This is a genomic window from Hydrogenophaga sp. GW456-12-10-14-TSB4, from assembly GCF_059424305.1.
Genome location: NZ_JBWKZH010000068.1, coordinates 1 through 18,464 on the forward strand (window position 1 = coordinate 1; position 18,464 = coordinate 18,464).

Here is an 18,464-nt window from a genome sequence, read left to right on the forward strand (position 1 = left end):
CCTTTACCCCCGCCCTCACCCCCATGGCGTTCGTTCGCGCCATGGTGGCGGCCTACCGCGAGCGGGGCATGGACCCGGCAGGCGCGCTTGAATCGGCACAAATTCCGCCAGGGAAAGTTGATCAGCCGGACGCCCGCATCACCGCTGCCCAGATGGAAGCGGTGTCGGAGGCCGCCATGCGCGAACTCGACGACGAAGGCCTGGGCTGCTTCAGCCGCGCCCTGCCCTGGGGCAGCTACGGCATGCTGGCGCGCGCCTCCCTCTCGGCCCCCACGCTGGGCATGGCGCTGCGGCGCTGGTGCCGCCACCATGGCCTGATCACCGACGATGTGGCGCTCTCGCTGGAGACGGTGAGTGAGCGCGCGCGCCTCGTGCTGCGCCCGCACCGCCGGCCCGGGCCGCTCACCGAGTTCTGCGTGGTCTCGGTGCTGCGCAACATCCACGGCCTGGCGAGCTGGTACGTCGATTCGCGCATCCCGCTGCAGGGTGCGCAATTTCCCTACGCGCCGCCGTCCCACCTGGACGCCTACGCCGTGCTGTTCGACGGCCCGGCGGCTTTCGGCGCGGACGAGGCCGCCATCGCCTTCGATGCGCGCTACCTCGCCCTGCCGATGCGGCGCGACGAGGCCGCCATGAACCAGTTGCTGCAGCGCGCCTTGCCGCTCACCGTGCGCTCCTACCGGCGCGACCGCCTGCTGGTGCAGCGCGTGCGCCAGGTGCTGGCGACCCAGCCGCTGGACGCCCACAACGCCGACGACCTCGCCGCGTTGTTGCACGTGTCGGCGCGCACCCTGCACCGGCAGCTCAAGGACGAAGGCGCCTCACTGCAGACCTTGAAGGACGAGGTGCGCCGCCAGCGCGCCACCGAGCTGCTGCTGCGCACGCGCCGCCCGATCAAACAGGTGGCGCAGGCCTGCGGGTTTCAGAACGAGAAGAGCTTCATCCGCGCGTTTCGCGGCTGGACCGGGCGCTCACCGGGCGACTGGCGCGGCGAACAGCTCGCGCAGCTCGTCCATGTGGCCGAACACGCGGGCCACCGGTAAGCCCTCGAACGCGCGCCCATGCCCCTCGGGGCAGTAGCCCCACACGGTGGCACCGGCCGCCAGCCCGGCCTGGGCGCCGGTGGCCGTGTCCTCCACCACCAGGCAGCGCGCCGGGTCCACGCCCAGGTGCGCGGCGGCGGCCAGGTAGACGTCGGGCGCGGGCTTGGAGCGCGGCTGGTCGTGGCCGCTGAAGACGCGCTCGCCGAACAGCGGCAGCATGCCCACGAGATCGAGCTGCATCACCACCTTGGGCCGGTCGGCGCCCGAGGCGCAGGCGATGCGGCCGGCCACCTGACGGTGGATGGCCGTCACCGCCTCCACCGCACCCTGCACCGCCTTGAGCTCGGCCAGCAGGCGCACGTTGCGGCGCGCGTAGAAGCCTTGCAACCATTCTTCGGTGAACGGTTTGCCGGTCTCGGCCTCGATGCGCGCGCGCTCGTCGCGCACCGCCTTGCCGATGAAGATGTCCATGCACTCGGCCTGGGTCAGCGCCCAGCCGCTCTCGTTGAGCACCTCGCGCAGCACGCCGTTGGTGATGGGCTCGCTGTCCACGAGCACGCCGTCGCAATCAAAAAGCACCGCTTCAAACATGTTGTCCTTCAGTTGAGAATGTCGCCATCCACGTAAAACCAGTGGCCGTTCTCGCGCACGAAGCGGCTGCGCTCGTGCAGGCGCTGGCCGCGCCCCTGCACCCGCGAGCGCGCCACAAATTCGACTTGGGCGTGGGTGTCGTCGATGGGCGTGTGGCGCTTCACCTCCAGCCCGAGCCACTTCACGCCACCGTCCAGGTCCAGCGTGGCAGGGCGCTGGCTCGTGTGCCAGGTGGTCAGCAGGTGCGCCTCGTCACCGCGCACGAAGGCGGTGTAGCGCGAGCGCATGAGCGATTCGGCGTCGGGCGCGGGTCGGTTGCTGCCGATGTAGCGGCCACAGCATTTCGGGAAAGCCGGGCCAAGGCCGCAGGGGCAGGCGTCGTTTGTCGTGGGCATGGCAAGCCGATTATCGATCCCCTTGCAAGGGTGGGGGCTTGGCGCGCCGGTGTTCCAATGGCCGTCTTGTCCTCGATTTCCAGGAACCTCTCATGAGCACCCTCGACACCTTCGCCATCACCCAGAAATGGCCCGCCGCCCATCCCGACCGCCTGCAGCTCTACTCGCTGCCCACGCCCAACGGCGTGAAGGTCTCGATCATGCTGGAGGAAACCGGCCTGCCTTACGAGCCGCACCTGGTGAGCTTCGACACCAACGATCAGCTGTCGCCGGCGTTTCTCTCGCTCAACCCGAACAACAAGATCCCCGCCATCCTCGACCCGAACGGGCCGGACGGCCGCCCCCTGGCGCTGTGGGAGTCGGGGGCCATCCTGGTCTACCTGGCCGGCAAGACCGGCCGTTTCCTGCCCGACGACGCCGCCGGCAAATACGAAACCCTGCAGTGGCTGATGTTCCAGATGGGCGGCGTGGGCCCGATGTTCGGCCAGCTCGGCTTCTTCCACCGCTTTGCCGGCAAGGAGTACGAGGACAAGCGCCCGCGCGACCGCTACGTGAACGAAAGCAAGCGCCTGCTCAAGGTGCTGAACGAGCGCATGGAGGGCCGCGCCTGGCTGATGGGCGACGCCTACACCATCGCCGACATCGCCACCTGGCCCTGGGTGCGCAACCTGGTCGGCTTCTACGGCGCGGGCGAGATCGTGGGGTTTGGCGACTTCCCCAACCTCAAGCGCGTGCTGGAGGCCTTCGAGCAGCGCCCCGCCGTGCAGCGCGGCCTGAAGATCCCCGTCCGGGGCTGAGGACTACTTTTTCCAGAAGTGGCCGGTAAACAGCACCAGCACCGTCAGCAGTTCGAGACGCCCCAGCAGCATGGCGAAGCTCAGCACCCAGATCTGGAAATCGTCGAGCACGCCGAAGTTGCTCGACGGCCCGACCTCACCCAGACCTGGGCCGATGTTGTTGACGGTGGCCACCACAGCGGAAAAGGCCGTGACGATGTCCAGCCCGGTGAACAGCAGCACCATGGTCAGGCCCATGGTGGCTGCACCGTAGATCAGCATGTACCCCAGCACGGCGTTCATGACCGCGGGCGGCATGACCATGCCACCCAGCGTGACGGGGTTGACCACGCGGGGATGGATGATGCGGACCAGCTCGCGGCGGGCCTGCTTGATCAACAGCACCATCCGGACCAGCTTGATGCCACCGCCGGTAGAGCCCGCGCAGGACACGAAGCAGCCGAGGAACATCATGAGCACCGGCGCGAACACCGGCCACTGCTCGTAGTCGGTGGAGGCATAGCCGGTGGTCGTGGCCACCGATACGACGTGAAAGGCACTCACGCGAAAGGCCTCCATGAAGCTGTCGGTCTGGCGATGAACCGCCAGCAGCACCGCCACCAACAGTATGGACACCAACAGCACCGCCACATAAGTCCGGATCTCGCGATCGTTCACGATGGGGCGCAAGGAGCGTTGGCGCAACACCATGAAGTACCGCAGAAAGCTCACGCCGGCCAGCGCCATGAACACGGTGGCCACCGCATCGATCCTGGGCGAGTCCCAGTACCCAAAACTCGCGTCGTGCGAGGAGAATCCCCCCAGGCCCATCGTTGTGCACATGTGCATGAAGGCGTCCGCCCAGGTCATGCCAGCCCAACGGTACGACAGCATGCAGGCCACGGAGAACAGCACATACACCCCCCACAGGCCACGCGCGGTCTCGGCGATGCGCGGCGTGAACTTGGTGTCTTTCATGGGGCCCGGGGTCTCTGCCCGGTAGAGCTGAACGCCGCCCAGGCCCAGCAGCGGCAGCACCGCCACCACCAGCAGCACGATGCCCAGGCCACCCACCAATTGCAGGAAGCAACGCCAGATATTCACAGAAACCGGCAAGGCATCCAGGTTCGACAGCGCGGTGGCGCCGGTGGCGGTCAGTGCGCTCATGGACTCGAAATAGGCCTTGGTCCAATCGATCCCTGGCACGGTGAACATCAGGGGGACGGCCGCGAAGGCGGGCAGCAGCGTCCACACCAGGTTGACCAGCAGAAAGCCGTCACGGGCTTGCAGCTCACGGCGGAACTGGCGGGTCAACCGCCACAAGACCACGCCACTGCCAACCGTGAGCGCGAAGCCGTAGGCCCACACCCGAGTGTGGTGATGCGCATCGAAGAACCAGGACCATGCCAACGGCACCAGAAATGCCGGCGAGAACGCCAACAGGATGCGGGAGAAGACGGCCAGAACAGGGAGCAGGCTGTACACGGTGAGTCAACCGAAAAAGGTGGCGCTCACCTGGAACAGACGCTCGACCTCTCGGACGAGGCGCTTGTTCGGGATGAAGACGATGATGTGGTCGTCGGTCTCGATCACGGTGTCGTGGTGCGGCATCAGCACCTCGGACTTGCGGCCCTCGCCGCGCACGATGGCGCCGATGCGCGTGCCCTTGGGCAGCTTGATCTCCTCCACCTTGCGACCGACCAGCTTGCTGGTCTTGACGTCGCCGCGCGCGATGCCTTCTAGCGCTTCGGCCGCGCCCCGGCGCAGGCTGTGCACCGCGGCCACGTCGCCGCGCCGCAGGTGGGTGAGCAGTTCACCGATGACGGCCTGCGAGGGCGAGATGGCGATGTCGATGGTGCTGCCCTGCATCATGTCGGCGTAGGCGCGGCGATTGATGAGCGAGAGCACGCGCCCCGCGCCCAGGCGCTTGGCCAGCATGGCGGACATGATGTTGTCCTCATCGTCGCTGGTGAGCGCAAGGAACATGTCCATCTCGCCCACGTTTTCGTCCAACAACAGCTCCTCGTCGGCACCATCGCCATGAAGAATGAGCATGTTCGAGGGCAGCTGGCTGGCGAGGTATTCGCAGCGCTTGAGGTCCCGTTCGATGATCTTCACCTCGCACTGGCCCACGAGGCTGCGCGCCAGCCGCAGGCCGACCTTGCCACCGCCGGTGATCATGAGCCGGCGCACGGGCTTGTCGATGTTGTGGATCGCACCCAGCACGTAGCGGATTTTCTGCGTGTCGGCCAGCACGAACACCTCGTCGCCCGCGAGGATGCGGGTCTGGGGGGTGGCTTCCATTTCGGTGTCGAGCCGGTAGAGCGCGACGACGCGCATTTCGGCGTGGGGGAAGCGTTCGCGGATCTCGCCGATGGTGTGGCCGACCAGGGCGCCGCCGTGGGCCGCGCGCACGGCGATCAGGCTGGCGCGGCCGTCGGCGAATTCGAGCACCTGCAGGGCTTCGGGGTAGCTGATGAGCTGGTGGATGTAGCGCATCACCGACTCTTCGGGACAGATCACGTGGTCGACGGCGAAGCCGTTCTTGCCCAGCAGTTCGTCACCTTCGGTGAATTCGGGGGAGCGCAGGCGGGCGATGGTGCTGGGGACGTTGAAGACGTCGTGGGCGACTTTGCAGACGACGAGGTTGGTTTCGTCGTGGGCGGCGCAGGCGATGAGCATGTCGGTGTCCTGCGCGCCGGCCTCGCGCAGCACGGAGGGCTGGATGCCGTTGCCGACCACGCCGCGCAGGTCCAGCCGCTCTTCCAGCGCGCGCAGGCGGGCCGGGTCCATGTCGATCACGGTAATGTCGTTCTGCTCGGAGACCAGGCTTTCGGCGACACTTTCGCCCACGCGGCCGGCCCCCAGGATGATGATGTTCATGTTGGCGCGATCATACGAGGGAGCGGGTCTTTCGGCGCCTTTCCGCCCTTTACCTCGCGGGCTCACGGGCGCCCGGCGCTCTGCTCCGCGGGTGTCCCCCGGCGGCTGGTGCCGCCTCCTCCTTTACCCCGCTGCGCAGAACGCCAGGCACCCATGAGCCAGAAGGGGAGTCCGTCCGTCACGGCCGAAGACCGCCCCACCGGAGAAAGAAAAATCAGGCCAAGGCGCGTTGAATGAGGATCTTCTGCACGTCCGAAGTGCCTTCGTAGATCTGGCACACCCGCACATCCCGGTAGATGCGCTCCACGGGGAAATCGCTCACGTAGCCATAGCCCCCATGCACCTGGATCGCGTCCGAGCACACCTTCTCCGCCATTTCGCTGGCAAACAGCTTGGCCATGGCGGCCTCCTTCAGGCAAGGTTCACCGGCATCCCGCAAAGCCGCTGCATGGTGAACCATGGCGCGCGCCACCTCGATCTGCGTGGCCATCTCGGCCAGCTTGAAGCCCACCGCCTGGTGGTTGAAGATCGGCTGGCCAAAACTCTCGCGCTGTTTTGAATAGGTGAGTGCGCACTCAAACGCACTGCGGGCCATGCCCACACTTTGCGCCGCAATGCCGATGCGACCACCTTCCAGCGCCGACAGCGCGATCCGGTAGCCCTCGCCCTCCGCGCCGATCAGGTTCTCGGCCGGCACCCGGCAGTTCTCGAAATTGATCTGCGCCGTGTCGCTGCTGTGCTGGCCCAGCTTGTCCTCCAGCCGCGCCACCACATAACCCGGGGTGTCGGTGGGCACCAGGAAGGCGCTCATGCCCTTCTTGCCCGCACCCTTGTCGGTCACCGCGATCACGATGGCCAGGTGACCGTTCTTGCCGCTGGTGATGAACTGCTTGACACCGTTGATCACATAGTCGCCGCCCTGCTTCACTGCCGTGGTGCGCAGGGCCGAGGCGTCGCTGCCCACGTGCGGCTCGGTCAGGCAGAACACGCCCAGCATCTGGCCGGCGGCCAGCGGGCGCAGCCATTGGTCCTGTTGTTGGGCATTGCCGTACCGCATCAGGATCGCGTTGACCGGGCAATTGGTGACCGAGATCGCGGTGCTGGTGCCACCGTCGCCGGCCGCGATTTCCTCCAGCACCACGGCCAGGGTCACGTAATCCAGCCCCGCACCGCCCAGGGCCTCAGGCACGCAGATGCCATAGGCGCCCAACTCGGCCAGGCCCTGGTGCACGTCTTTCGGGAAGTGGTGCTCCTTGTCCCAGCGGGCGGCATGCGGCCAGAGCTGCTCCTGGGCAAAGCTGCGCACCGCGTCGCGGATCATGAGTTGGTCTTGGTTCAGGAGCATGGAAGTGTCTCTCGGAAAGGGTCACCAGCTGGCGGCACGCCGGCCGTCGTGGTGGATCAGGCGGCCGTTGTCGTCGCGCGTGAGCGAAGCCAGCACCCGGCGCAGGCCGGCCACGCTGCGCTCGACCGTCAGCGGTGCCGAACCACCGCCCATGTCGGTCTGCACCCAGCCGGGGTCCAGCGCCACGCAAATGGCGGCGGGGTAGCTGTGCCGGGCGCTGGCCACGGCCATGTTCAGGGCCGCCTTGCTCACGCGGTACAGCCAGGCATCGCTGCCGTCCACCAGGCCGACCTGACTCATCTCGCTGGAGAAGGCCGCGAACACACCGCTGGCCGCCTCGACCGCCGGCATCACCTGGGGCATGGCCTGCATCAGGCCGAGCACGTTGGCGTGCATCACACGGTCGAAGGCCTCGCGCGTGGGGGGTGTCTTCGCACCGTGGGGATCGAGCACGCCCGCCACGTACAGCGCCACATCGATCTCCTCACCGTCGAGCGACCAGGCCAGCCCGCTCACGCTGGCCGGATCGGCCACGTCCACGCGCAGGGGCTCGGCGCCAAGCGCCTCCAGGTGCGCCAGACCGGCATCGTCTCGGGCGGTGGCGATCACGCGATCACCCGCCGCCAGGCACTGGCGCACCATTTCCAGGCCGATGCCGCGCGAGGCGCCGATCACCAGAACGGTGGCCATGCGGGACAGCCTCAGGCCAGTTCGATCGCCATGGCGGTGGCTTCGCCGCCGCCGATGCACAGGGTGGCCACGCCCTTCTTGCCGCCACGGGCCTTGAGTGCGTGCAGCAGCGTGACCAGGATGCGCGCGCCGCTGGCGCCGATGGGGTGGCCCAGCGCGCAGGCACCGCCGTTGACGTTGACCTTCTCGTGCGGAATCTTCAGCTCGGTCATGAGCGCCATCGGCACCACGGCGAAGGCTTCGTTGATTTCCCACAGATCGACGTCGCCAACCTGCCAGCCGGTCTTCTCCAGCAGCTTCTGCGTGGCACCGACGGGCGCGGTAGCAAACCAGTTGGGTTCCTGCGCGTGGGTGGCGTGGCCCACGATGCGCGCCAGCGGCTTGGCGCCAAGCTGTTTGGCGGTGGATTCGCGCATCAGCACCAGCGCGGCCGCGCCGTCGTTGATGGACGAGCTGGACGCAGCGGTGATCGTGCCGTCTTTCTTGAAGGCCGGCTTGAGTGCGGGAATCTTGTCGAGCTTGACCTTGCCCGGGCCCTCGTCGATGGATACCACGCGTTCGCCGCTGCGGTCCTTCACGGTGACGGGCGTGATCTCGGCGGCGAAGGCGCCGCTGTCGGTCGCGGCCTTGGCGCGGGTGACCGACGCGATGGCGAACGCGTCCTGCTGCTCGCGGGTGAAGCTGTACTTGGCGGCGCAGTCTTCACCGAAGGTGCCCATGGAGCGACCGGGTTCGTAGGCGTCCTCCAGGCCGTCGAGCATCATGTGGTCGTACACCTTGTCGTGGCCCATGCGGTAACCACCCCGGCCCTTTTGCAGCAGGTAGGGCGCGTTGGTCATGCTCTCCATGCCGCCCGCGACCATCACCTTGGCGCTGCCGGCGGCGAGCATGTCGTGCGCGAGCATGGTGGCCTTCATGCCCGAGCCGCACATCTTGGACAGCGTGACCGCGCCGGCCGACTTCGGCAGGCCGCCCTTGAACGCGGCCTGGCGCGCCGGCGCCTGGCCCTGGCCGGCCATCAGGCAGTTGCCGAACAGCACTTCGTCCACCTGGGCTGGGTCCACGCCGGCGCGCTGCACCGCCGCCTGGATGGCCGCACCACCGAGGTCGTGCGCCGAAAGGCTGGCAAAGTCGCTCTGGAAGGCGCCCATGGGCGTGCGCGCGGCGCCGACGATGACGATGGGATCAGCGGACATGGTGTGAAGCTCCTGATGGAAAGAGGGAAAAGACGATCCGGCGGGCACCCGGGCCCGGCCGGGCTCAGCTGCGGGACCGCACCGCCACGCCTTCGATGGCGCTGAGGTAGGTCGTGTCGAGGTCGTGGTTGCCGCGCACGGTCATCTGCAGGTCCTGCACAAGACCGTCCTTGAGGCCGTAGACCCAGCCGTGCAAGGCCAGCGACTGGCCCCGGCTCCAGGCGTCCTGCACCACGGTGGTCTGGGCCAGGTTGACCACCTGCTCGATGGCGTTGAGTTCGCACAGCGCATCGTGCCGGTGGTTCTCGGACAGGCCCGCGAGCAAGGCGGCGTGGCGATCGCGCACGTCCTTGATGTGGCGCAGCCAGTTGTCCGCCAGGCCCACGCGCGTGTCGCGCAGCGCGGCCAGCACGCCACCGCAGCCGTAGTGGCCCACCACCATGAGGTGTTCGACCTTGAGCACGTCGACAGCGTATTGCACGGTGGACAGGCAGTTCAGGTCGGTGGGCACCACCACGTTGGCCACGTTGCGGTGCACGAAGACCTCGCCCGGGTCCAGGCCGGTGATCTGGTTCGCCGGCACGCGGCTGTCGGAGCAGCCGATCCACATGTAGCGCGGACTCTGCTGCTGCGAGAGCTTGGTGAAGAAGCCGGGGCGCTCGGCCTCGACCTGGGCCGCCCAGCGGCGGTTGTGTTCGAGAAGGTGTTGTAGATCGTTGCTCATGAGAGGGATTGTCCGCTCAACCGGGGCCTGGCCGTCACATCGTCTCCGCGAACAGCTCGCGGCCGATCAGCATGCGGCGGATCTCGCTCGTGCCGGCGCCGATTTCGTACAGCTTGGCGTCGCGCCAGAGGCGGCCCAGCGGGTACTCGTTGATGTAGCCGTTGCCGCCGAAGATCTGGATGCCCTCGCCGGCCATCCAGGTGGCTTTTTCCGCGCACCAGAGGATTACGGACGCGCAATCCTTGCGCACCTGACGCACGTGCTCGGTACCCAGCAGGTCCAGGTTCTTGGCCACGGTGTAGGCGAACGAACGGCCGGCCTGCAGCACGGTGTACATGTCGGCCACCTTGCCCTGGATCAGCTGGAACTCGCCGATGCTCTGGCCGAACTGCTTGCGGTCGTGGATGTAGGGGACCACGTTGTCCATGACCGCCTGCATGATGCCCAGGGGCCCGCCGGTGAGCACGGCGCGCTCGTAATCGAGCCCGCTCATGAGCACCTTGGCGCCGTTGTTCAGGCCGCCCATGATGTTCTCGGCCGGCACCTCGACGTTGTTGAACACCATCTCGCCGGTGTGGCTGCCGCGCATGCCGAGCTTGTCGAGCTTCTGGGCGGTGGAAAAACCCTTCATGCCTTTCTCGACGATGAAGGCGGTGACGCCGCGCGCGCCCATCTCGGGCTCGGTCTTGGCATAGACCACCATGGTGTCGGCGTCGGGGCCGTTGGTGATCCACATCTTGCTGCCGTTGAGCAGGTAGTAGCCGCCCTTGTCCTCGGCCTTGAGCTTCATGCTGATCACGTCCGAGCCCGCACCGGGCTCGCTCATGGCCAGCGCGCCCACGTGCTCGCCGCTGATGAGCTTGGGCAGGTATTTCTTGCGCTGGGCGTCGCTGCCGTTGCGCTTGATCTGGTTCACGCACAGGTTGCTGTGCGCGCCGTAGGACAGGCCCACGCTGGCCGACGCACGCGAGATTTCCTCCATGGCGATCATGTGGGCCAGGTAACCCATGTTCGCGCCGCCATATTCCTCGCCCACGGTGATGCCGAGCACCCCCAGGTCGCCCATCTTGCGCCACACGTCCATGGGGAACTGGTCGGCGCGGTCGATCTCGGCCGCGCGCGGGGCGATCTCGGCCTGCGCGAAATCGCGCACCGCGTCGCGCAGTGCGTCGATGTCTTCGCCGAGTTGGAAGTTCAGGCCGGGCAGGTTGGTCATGCAGGTCTCCGTGGGTGTTTTTGAGAAAAGAGGGCTCAGCCCTGGATGTGGTCGCGACCGACCACCGCCATGAGCGTGCAGCCCATGGTGGCGATCAGCTTTTCGCGCCCGCCGTCAAGGGCGTACGCGTGGCCTTCGCACACCGTGACGGTGCGCCCGGGCTTGATCACCGTGCCGACCATGCGGAAGCTCTCGCCTTGCGCGGGCGCCAACAGGTTGATCTTGAATTCGATGGTGAGCACCGCGGCCTCCAGCGCCATCAGGGTGAAGCCGGCGTACCCGCAAGCGGAGTCCAGCGCCGTCGCCACCATGCCCGCGTGCAGGAAGCCGTGCTGCTGGGTCAGCGGTTCGGCCCATGGCAGGGTGATCTCGACCCGACCCGGCGCCACCGAGGCCAGCGTGGCCCCCAGCGTTCGCATGGCGGCTTGGCGCGCAAAGCTCTCGCGCGTGCGCTGGTCGAAGCCAGGATGGCGCGGCTCGAAGGTGGAAGAGGTCAAGGGGGTTGTCTCTGAACAGGCGGTGAATCGCCATTCTACGTTGACGTTTACGTAAACGTCAATTCCGACGATTCTGCACCGTTGACCGCGAAGGCTATGCTCGGCGCCCCATGCCTTACACCCTGTCTGCCCCCGTTCACAGCGAGAGCGTCATCAAGAAGAGCCGCTTCATCGGTTGCGTGGAACCGATGGTGGACCGCGCCGGCGCGTTGCAACGTGTCGCGGCCCTGCGCATCACCCACCCGACCGCCACCCACGTCTGCTGGGCGCTCATGGCCGGGGGCCATTCGGCCGCGAACGACGACGGCGAGCCCGGCGGCACGGCAGGCCGCCCCATGCTGGAGGTGCTGCGCCACCAGGACCTGGAAGGCGTGCTCGCCACCGTCGTGCGCTACTACGGCGGCACGCCATTGGGTGCGGGTGGCCTGGTGCGCGCCTACACCGACAGCGTGGCCCAGGCGCTGCTGCAGGCGGACAAGGTGCCGGTGGTGCGCTGGCGCACGCTGCGCTGCGTGCTGCCCTACGCACTGGAGGGCTGGCTGCGCCGCGAACTCGATGGGCATGGCGCCCGGCTGATCGAGGCGGCGCACGGGGACGGCGTGACGGTCTCGCTGCGCGTGCCCGAGCGCCAGGCCGACGCCCTGATGGCGCGCCTCAACGATGCCGGCCAAGGGCGCGTCGTGTGGCTGCGGGACGAGGACGCTTCAGGCCGGGACGAGGCGTGACAGCAGCAGGCGGACCGCCTGCTCATAGGGCGCGGCCGGCTCGCCCCGGGCGATCGCCAGCGCCGCCCGATCGAACGCCGCCGACAGCAGCACACTGAGTTCGCGCACGGGCACAGCCTCGGGGTGGCCGTTCAACGCGGCCTGCAACCCCTCCTGCAGAGCCTGGAACCCGGCGAGGTCGCTCAGCCCCTGCACCTGCTCGGCCGTGAGCACGGCCGGGGCTTCGAGCAACAGAAGGCGCGCGCGACCGGCCTCGGCCATGGCCGCGAAATACGCCTGGGCCCCGGCGAGCAGTGCGTCCACCGGCGGCTTGTGGTGCCGCGAGCGCTGCACGATTTCGTCCGCCACCTCCTGCGCCACCTGCCGGGCCACGGCGTGGAACAGCTCGGTCTTGTCCGTGAAGTGGTGGTAGAGCGCCCCGCGGGTCACGTTCGCGGCCGTGACGATCTCGGGCGTGCCGGTGGCGGCGAAACCCCGGGCCTCGAACAGCGTGCGCGCCGCACTCACCAGGGCGGCGCGGGTGGCGTCGGTGCGCTCACCCTGGGAACGGCGGGGGGCGGGAATGGTCTTTTGCATACATGCAGCCTGTATGTTATATTGAATTTACATGCATATTGTATGTATGTTTTTCAAAGGAAATCCGCCATGAAATCCACCTCGTACTACCCCGTCCTGATGACCGACCGCGTGGCCGAGACGGCCCGCTTCTACGAAACCCATTTCCGTTTCACCAGCTTGTTCGACAGCGACTGGTACGTGCACCTGCAATCCCGCGAAGACCCGGGCGTGAACCTCGCCATCCTCGACGGCGGCCACGCCACGATCCCGGCCCCTGCCCGGGGCGGCAGGGCTTCGGGGGTGCTGCTCAATTTCGAGGTGGACGACGTCGACGCGGAGTACGAGCACGCGCTCGCCCAGGGCCTGACCGTGTTGCTCGCCCTGCGGGACGAAGCCTTCGGCCAGCGCCACTTCATCGTGCAGGGCCCCGATGGTGTGCTGATCGATGTGATCAAGCCGATCCCGCCGAGCGAAGACTTCCTGCGCCAGTACGCGGCGGGTGCCGCCGCGAGCTGATCAGGCCGCGCGGCTCAGCCAGACCAGCACGAGCCCCAGCGCGGCGGGCAGCGCCTGCACGAACAGGATCTTGCGGCTCGCCGTGACCGCGCCGTAGAGGCCGGCGATCAACACGCAAAGCAGGAAGAACACTTTCACGCCAAAGCCCTCGGGGCCCAGCCACAGACCCCAGAGCAGGCCGGCAGCCAGAAAGCCGTTGTACAGACCCTGGTTGGCCGCGAGCACCTTGGTGGCTGCGGCCGACGCGGGCGTCTGGCCGAAGGCCTTCATGCCGGCCGGCTTGTCCCACAGGAACATCTCGAGCACGAGAAAGTAGACGTGGAGCAGCGCGACGAGCGCAACGACGATGCTGGCGATCAGGGACATGGCAACGGCCTTTCGAGACGCAGCCCCATGGCCGCGAACGCCGGCAGCTTACCCCGGCTGTCAGGCCTTGGGGGTCTTTTCGATCTTGCCCAGCAGGGCGCGGGCTTCCTTCTCGTGCGTCTTCACCTCGTCGAGGTTGGCCACCAGGTCGGCCATCTGCTCCTCGAGCTGGCGGCGGTGGTCGGCCAGCACGGTCAGGAACTTGCGCAACTGCGGCCCGGTGTCGCGCGGGCTGTCGTACATGTCGATGATGTCCTTGGCCTCGGTCAGAGACAGCCCCAGGCGCTTGGCGCGCAGGGTGAGCTTGAGGCGCGTGCGGTCGCGCGAGGTGTAGACCCGGTTGCGGCCACCCGGGCCTTCGCGCTGCGGTTGCAGCAGGCCCATGTCTTCGTAGAAGCGAATGGCGCGCGTGGTCAGGTCGAACTCGCGGGCCAGATCACTGATGGTGTAGGTCGGGGTCGTCGCCATGTGGGGGGTGCCCTTTATTGACGTTTACGTCAACGTCAGGCAGCCGATCTTAACGGAATCGCCCTGTGGCGAAACCCGCTCGCGATGAGTTCACTCGTCCAGCGGCACAGCGGCCGCGCGCAGCGCGCGGCGGCGCTGGGCGTGGTCGGGCAGGACCCGCGCGACCACGTCCCAGAACTGGGGGCTGTGGTCCATGTGGTGCAAATGGCTGAGCTCGTGCACCACCACGTAGTCGATCATGTCCAGCTTGAGGTGGATCAGCCGCCAGTTCAGGCGGATCGATCCGTCGGCACTGGCACTGCCCCAGCGCGTGCCCGCGCTGGACAGCCGCAGCTTGCTGTAGCGCACGCCGAGTTGCGGGGCGAAGTGGTCCAGGCGCTCGATGAACAGGGCCTTGGCCCGCTTCATCAACCAGGCCTGCGCGGCGTCGCGGATCTGCGTTTCCTGCGCGCTGCGCGCCAAGCCGATGTGCAGCGTGGCCATGCCCCCCGCCTCGCCGGCGGGCTCGAACACCGCCCCCACCTGCGTGAACGTGTGCGTGGGGTCGAGCACAAGGCGCATGCGCTCACCGAGGTAGTCAAACTCGACCCCATCGGCCCAGCGGATGCGCGCCTGCTCCATTTCGCCGGCGCGCTGGCGGGCGCTTTGCAGCTTCTCAAGCACCCAGGCCGACTTGTCTTGCAGCAGGGCCTCGACCTCGCCCACCGGCGTCCAGCGCGGCGCGCTCACGCTCAAGCCGTCGGTGCTGACCGACAAGCCGATGGTGCGGCGCTTGCCGCGCTTGAATTCGTATGCCACGTCGCAAGCGCCCAGCCGCAACATGCGGTTGGCCCGGGGGTGGTGCCAGGCGGCCGGCTGGAACACCTGGCTCATGGGCAGGGCCGGCGGCGCGGCCACCACGGGCGGCGGCGGCGGCTCGGGCCGCTGAGGCTCAGGCGCGGGCCCGCCGAGGAAGTCGAGCGCCAGTTGCACGAAGCGCTGCATGGCGGGGCTCAGGCGGTGCGGTAGGCCTCGGGATCGAGGCGGCGCATCTCCGTCTCGATCCAGGCCTCGACCTCGCGCATCAGTTCGTCAGGCTCACGGCCTTCGCTGGGAATGGGTTTGCCGATGGAGAACTCCACCGTGCCGGGGCGCCTGATGAAGGCCTTGCGCGGCCAGCACTTGGCCGAGGTGACTGCGATCGGGATCACCGGCGCGCCGGTGGCCACGGCCAGGCGCGTGCCGCCGCTCTTGTACTGACCCTTCTGGCCGCGTGCGATGCGCGTGCCTTCGGGAAACATGATGACCCAGGTGCCCTGGTTGAGCAGGCGCTGGCCCTGTTCGACCACCTTGTTGAAAGCCTGGGTGCGCTTGCTGCGGTCGATGTGGATCATGTCCATGCGGCTCATGGCCCAGCCGAAAAAGGGCACGTACAGCAGCTCCTTCTTGAACACATAGGCCAGCGGGTGCGGCATCAGCGCCGGCATGCAGAAGGTTTCCCAGGTGGACTGGTGCTTGAGCAGCAGCACGGCCGGCGCGGTACTGCCCACCGGCAGGTTCTCGAAGCCGCTCACCTGGTTGCGGATGCCCAGGATCAGCTGTCCGCTGGCCACCGCGAGCTTGAGCCAGCCCGCGCACATCCAGTAGATCTGCGTGCTGTTGAGAAAGGGCGCCGCGACCAGCACCGCGAGCGCCCAGGGCACGACGGTCACGGCCATGAACAGGGTGTGCAGGACCGAGCGCAGCAGATGGATGAGGATCATGGGGAGGTGGGAGATCAGGTGGTGGGCTGCGCAAGCAGCCAGTCGGCGAAGGCGCCGAGGTCGTCGTGGGGGTGCGTGCCAGGCGGCAGATCGGGAGCAAGCGCGGCGAGGTCCACGGGCGCCCCGGAGCCGACGCGGCCCCGCAGGTGCTCGGACTTGCCGGTCATCAGCAAATGGGTGCGGCAGCCCGCCGCCGCCGCCGCGCGCACGTGCCGCATGGCGTTGCCGGCTGCGTGCACATTGGCCAGCGGCACGCCGAACCGGGCACCGACCTGCAGGAACAGGCCGGGCGCGGGCTTGCGGCAGGCGCACAGGTCTTCGGGCGCATGCGGGCACATGAAGATCGCCTCGACGCGCGCCCCCGCCGCCGCGAGCTGGCGGTGCATCTTGGCGTGGATGGCATTGAGCGAGGCCATGTCGAACAGGCCGCGCCCGATGCCGGACTGGTTGGTCGCCAGCACGATGCGCCAGCCCCCCTGGTTGAGCCGGGCCACCGCCTCGAGCGCACCGGGCAGGGCCTCCCACTCGTCCGGCGAGGCGACGTAGTCGTCGCGGCTGCGGTTGAGCGTGCCGTCGCGGTCGAGGATGAGCAGCTTCATGGCGATGTCAGGTCGCGAGGCGGGACAGGTCGGCGACGCGGTTCATGGCCTCGTGCAACTGACGCAGCAGGCCGAGCCGGTTGGCCTTGAGAGCGGGGTCGTCGGCGTTGACCATCACGCCGTCGAAGAAGGCATCGACCGGCGCGCGCAGCGCGGCAAGTGCCTGCAACGACGCGGTGTAGTCGCCGGCGTCGAACTGCATATGCGCGGCCGGCACGGTGGTCTGCATTGCGTCGAAGAGTTCCTTCTCAGCAGGCTCTGCCAGCAGCCCGGCCTCCACAGCCGCCCCGGTCCCTTCAGATTTCTTCAGGATATTGCCGATGCGCTTGTTGGCGGATGCCAAGGCTGGCGCTTCGGGCAAGGCGGCGAAAGCGCGAACCGCAGCAAGGCGTTTGGCAATGTCGCTCATGGGTTCTGGACGCAATGCAAGTACCGCGTCGATCTCCTGCGCGCTGTAACCCTGTTCGCGCAAGCTACCCGCAAGGCGGTCGTAGATGAAATCAGCCAGTGGAGCGGTGGGGTCGGTGATCTTGTCGCCAAAAACTTTCGCAGCCTTGTGCAACAACGTATCAAGCCCCAGCGACAACTGCTTTTCAATCAACAGGCGAACGACCCCCAATGCGTGCCGACGAAGCGCGAACGGATCCTTGTCGCCGGTGGGCAGGTTGCCGATGCCGAACATGCCTACCAATGTTTCGAGCTTGTCGGCAAGAGCCACTACCACACCCGTCATGTTGCGAGGCAACTCGTCGCCGGCAAAGCGAGGTTTGTAGTGGTCTTCGATCGCAAACGCAACCTCTTCAGATTCACCATCGTGCAGAGCGTAGTAGCGCCCCATCGTGCCCTGCAGCTCGGGGAACTCGCCCACCATATCGGTCAGCAAGTCCGTCTTGGCCAATTGGGCGGCCTTGTCCACCGGCAAAACCAGATCGCGAAGTTCTTGTGCGATCGTTCGAGCGATCTCGCGCACGCGCTCCGTACGCTCGCCCTGCGTGCCCAGCTTGTTGTGATAGACCACCTTGCCCAGGCCTTCGACGCGCGAGGCCAGCGTCTTCTTGCGGTCCTGGTCGAAGAAGAACTTGGCATCGGCCAAGCGCGGGCGCACCACGCGCTCGTTGCCGCCGATCACCGCGCTCGGGTCCGAAGGGCTGATGTTGCTGACCACCAGGAAGCGGTGGGTCAGCTTGCCCTGGGCATCGAGCAGCGGGAAATACTTCTGGTTGGCCTTCATCGTGAGGATGAGGCATTCCTGTGGCACATCGAGGAACTCGGTCTCGAACTCGCAGATGAGCACGTTGGGCCGCTCGACCAGCGCGGTCACTTCGTCGAGCAGCGCGTCGTCATCGATCGGCCGGCAACCGCCGCCCACCTTCGCGGCGGCTGCCGCGAGCTGGCGCGCGATCTCGGCCTTGCGCTCGGCGAACGAGGCAATCACCGCGCCGTCTTTGGCGAGCGTGGCCGCGTAGCTGTCGGCGTCTTTCAGCACCACTGGCGAGACCGCCGCTTCGAAGCGGTGCCCCTGGGTGGTGTGGCGCGCGGTCAGCCCCAGCGCCTTCACCGGCACGACGCTGCCGCCATGCAGCGCCACCAGGCCGTGCGCGGGGCGCACGAAGTTCACACTGCTCCAGCCGGGGAGCTCGCAATCGGTCTCGAGCTGGTAGCTCATGACCTTCGGGATAGGCAGCTTGGCGATGGCTTCGTCCAAGGCTTTCTGCAGGCCGGCGGCCAGGTCGGCGCCAGGGGCGATGCTGTCGTGGAACAGGGCCTCGGCCTTGCCATCGGGCGCGCGCTTGAGACCGGCCACCGCCGAGGCGTCGGCGCCGATCGCGGCCAGGCGCTTGAGCAGCGCGGGTGTGGGCTGGCCATTGGCGTCCAGCCCCACGCTCACAGGCATGAGTTTTTGCGACACGGCCTTGTCGGCGGCGCGCGCCAGCACGCCGCTGACGTGTGCGGCCAGGCGGCGAGGCGAGGCGAAGGCGGTCACGGCCGCGTCGGCCGGTGCCAGGCCCTGAGCCTTGAGCTGGTCACCCAGCACCGTGGCGAAGGCATCGCCGAGTTTCTTCAGCGCCTTGGGCGGCAGCTCTTCGACAAACAGCTCAACGAGCAGGTTCTGTGCGGTCATTCTTGTTCTTTC

Annotated in this window: 21 protein-coding genes; 4 read left to right on the plus strand and 17 right to left on the minus strand. The window is 67.5% G+C overall.

Annotation, left to right across the window (positions count from 1 at the left end):
• Positions 1-1,043 (plus strand): AraC family transcriptional regulator (locus tag AC07ZS_RS24555; protein ID WP_494801146.1); only part of this gene is annotated, 1,043 nt, incomplete at its 5' end.
• Here AC07ZS_RS24555 and AC07ZS_RS24560 read toward each other — a convergent pair.
• Together AC07ZS_RS24560 and AC07ZS_RS24565 are read right to left on the minus strand one after the other, a co-directional pair.
• Positions 972-1,634: an HAD family hydrolase gene (locus AC07ZS_RS24560; protein WP_494801147.1), complete on the minus strand. Its 663-nt coding sequence runs from the start codon at positions 1,632-1,634 to the stop codon at positions 972-974. The two genes, AC07ZS_RS24555 and AC07ZS_RS24560, sit on opposite strands and share 72 nt — an antisense overlap.
• A gap of 8 nt (positions 1,635-1,642) precedes the next feature.
• Positions 1,643-2,029 carry a YchJ family protein gene (locus tag AC07ZS_RS24565; RefSeq protein WP_494801148.1) on the minus strand — a complete coding sequence of 129 codons (387 nt, stop codon included), beginning with the start codon at positions 2,027-2,029 and terminating at the stop codon, positions 1,643-1,645.
• 92 nt (positions 2,030-2,121) lie between these two features.
• On the opposite strand from AC07ZS_RS24565, the gene AC07ZS_RS24570 reads away from it, so the two are divergent.
• On the plus strand, positions 2,122-2,826 hold the full coding sequence (locus AC07ZS_RS24570; RefSeq protein ID WP_494801149.1) for a glutathione S-transferase N-terminal domain-containing protein: 705 nt from the start codon (positions 2,122-2,124) through the stop codon (positions 2,824-2,826).
• A gap of 3 nt (positions 2,827-2,829) precedes the next feature.
• Here the strand turns inward: AC07ZS_RS24570 and AC07ZS_RS24575 are convergent, their stop codons facing one another.
• The 8 genes from AC07ZS_RS24575 to AC07ZS_RS24610 form a co-directional block, all read right to left on the minus strand.
• Positions 2,830-4,290: a TrkH family potassium uptake protein gene (locus AC07ZS_RS24575; protein ID WP_494801150.1), complete on the minus strand. Its 1,461-nt coding sequence runs from the start codon at positions 4,288-4,290 to the stop codon at positions 2,830-2,832.
• Between the two features lie 6 nt (positions 4,291-4,296).
• Complete coding sequence (trkA, locus tag AC07ZS_RS24580) at positions 4,297-5,688, minus strand: Trk system potassium transporter TrkA (RefSeq protein ID WP_494801151.1); 1,392 nt, start codon at positions 5,686-5,688, stop codon at positions 4,297-4,299.
• 214 nt (positions 5,689-5,902) lie between these two features.
• Complete coding sequence (locus AC07ZS_RS24585) at positions 5,903-7,033, minus strand: acyl-CoA dehydrogenase family protein (RefSeq protein ID WP_494801152.1); 1,131 nt, start codon at positions 7,031-7,033, stop codon at positions 5,903-5,905.
• A 21-nt stretch (positions 7,034-7,054) separates the two neighbouring features.
• On the minus strand, positions 7,055-7,723 hold the full coding sequence (locus AC07ZS_RS24590) for an SDR family oxidoreductase (protein WP_494801153.1): 669 nt from the start codon (positions 7,721-7,723) through the stop codon (positions 7,055-7,057).
• An 11-nt stretch (positions 7,724-7,734) separates the two neighbouring features.
• The gene (locus AC07ZS_RS24595) at positions 7,735-8,919 is read right to left on the minus strand and encodes an acetyl-CoA C-acyltransferase (RefSeq protein WP_494801154.1); all 1,185 of its coding nucleotides are present in this window, start codon (positions 8,917-8,919) and stop codon (positions 7,735-7,737) included.
• Positions 8,920-8,983: 64 nt separating this feature from the next.
• Positions 8,984-9,643, minus strand: a complete 660-nt coding sequence (can, locus tag AC07ZS_RS24600) for a carbonate dehydratase (protein WP_494801155.1) — start codon at positions 9,641-9,643, stop codon at positions 8,984-8,986.
• A gap of 34 nt (positions 9,644-9,677) precedes the next feature.
• Positions 9,678-10,859 (minus strand): isovaleryl-CoA dehydrogenase, encoded by a 1,182-nt coding sequence (locus AC07ZS_RS24605; protein ID WP_494801156.1) that lies wholly within the window; start codon positions 10,857-10,859, stop codon positions 9,678-9,680.
• Positions 10,860-10,894: 35 nt separating this feature from the next.
• On the minus strand, positions 10,895-11,278 hold the full coding sequence (locus AC07ZS_RS24610; protein ID WP_494801175.1) for a PaaI family thioesterase: 384 nt from the start codon (positions 11,276-11,278) through the stop codon (positions 10,895-10,897).
• A gap of 188 nt (positions 11,279-11,466) precedes the next feature.
• Here AC07ZS_RS24610 and AC07ZS_RS24615 point away from each other — a divergent pair, with 188 nt between their 5' ends.
• Entirely contained in the window at positions 11,467-12,081 is a 615-nt protein-coding gene (locus AC07ZS_RS24615) for an IMPACT family protein (RefSeq protein WP_494801157.1), read from the plus strand.
• Here AC07ZS_RS24615 and AC07ZS_RS24620 read toward each other — a convergent pair.
• Complete coding sequence (locus AC07ZS_RS24620; protein ID WP_494801158.1) at positions 12,061-12,657, minus strand: TetR/AcrR family transcriptional regulator; 597 nt, start codon at positions 12,655-12,657, stop codon at positions 12,061-12,063. The two genes, AC07ZS_RS24615 and AC07ZS_RS24620, sit on opposite strands and share 21 nt — an antisense overlap.
• A 69-nt stretch (positions 12,658-12,726) precedes the next feature.
• Here AC07ZS_RS24620 and AC07ZS_RS24625 point away from each other — a divergent pair, with 69 nt between their 5' ends.
• Positions 12,727-13,155: a VOC family protein gene (locus AC07ZS_RS24625; protein WP_494801159.1), complete on the plus strand. Its 429-nt coding sequence runs from the start codon at positions 12,727-12,729 to the stop codon at positions 13,153-13,155.
• Here the strand turns inward: AC07ZS_RS24625 and AC07ZS_RS24630 are convergent, their stop codons facing one another.
• The 6 genes from AC07ZS_RS24630 to glyS form a co-directional block, all read right to left on the minus strand.
• Positions 13,156-13,521, minus strand: coding sequence for a DUF1304 domain-containing protein (locus tag AC07ZS_RS24630; protein WP_494801160.1), 366 nt, complete (start codon positions 13,519-13,521; stop codon positions 13,156-13,158). It lies immediately after the preceding gene.
• 60 nt (positions 13,522-13,581) lie between these two features.
• Complete coding sequence (locus AC07ZS_RS24635; protein ID WP_494801161.1) at positions 13,582-13,989, minus strand: MerR family transcriptional regulator; 408 nt, start codon at positions 13,987-13,989, stop codon at positions 13,582-13,584.
• Between the two features lie 90 nt (positions 13,990-14,079).
• Positions 14,080-14,973 carry a M48 family metallopeptidase gene (locus AC07ZS_RS24640; protein WP_494801162.1) on the minus strand — a complete coding sequence of 298 codons (894 nt, stop codon included), beginning with the start codon at positions 14,971-14,973 and terminating at the stop codon, positions 14,080-14,082.
• Positions 14,974-14,981: 8 nt separating this feature from the next.
• Positions 14,982-15,722 (minus strand): lysophospholipid acyltransferase family protein, encoded by a 741-nt coding sequence (locus AC07ZS_RS24645; RefSeq protein ID WP_494801176.1) that lies wholly within the window; start codon positions 15,720-15,722, stop codon positions 14,982-14,984.
• A 23-nt stretch (positions 15,723-15,745) separates the two neighbouring features.
• Positions 15,746-16,330, minus strand: a complete 585-nt coding sequence (gene gmhB / locus AC07ZS_RS24650) for a D-glycero-beta-D-manno-heptose 1,7-bisphosphate 7-phosphatase (RefSeq protein ID WP_494801163.1) — start codon at positions 16,328-16,330, stop codon at positions 15,746-15,748.
• Positions 16,331-16,337: 7 nt separating this feature from the next.
• Positions 16,338-18,452 (minus strand): glycine--tRNA ligase subunit beta, encoded by a 2,115-nt coding sequence (gene glyS / locus AC07ZS_RS24655; RefSeq protein ID WP_494801164.1) that lies wholly within the window; start codon positions 18,450-18,452, stop codon positions 16,338-16,340.
• Between the last annotated feature and the right edge of the window lie 12 nt (positions 18,453-18,464).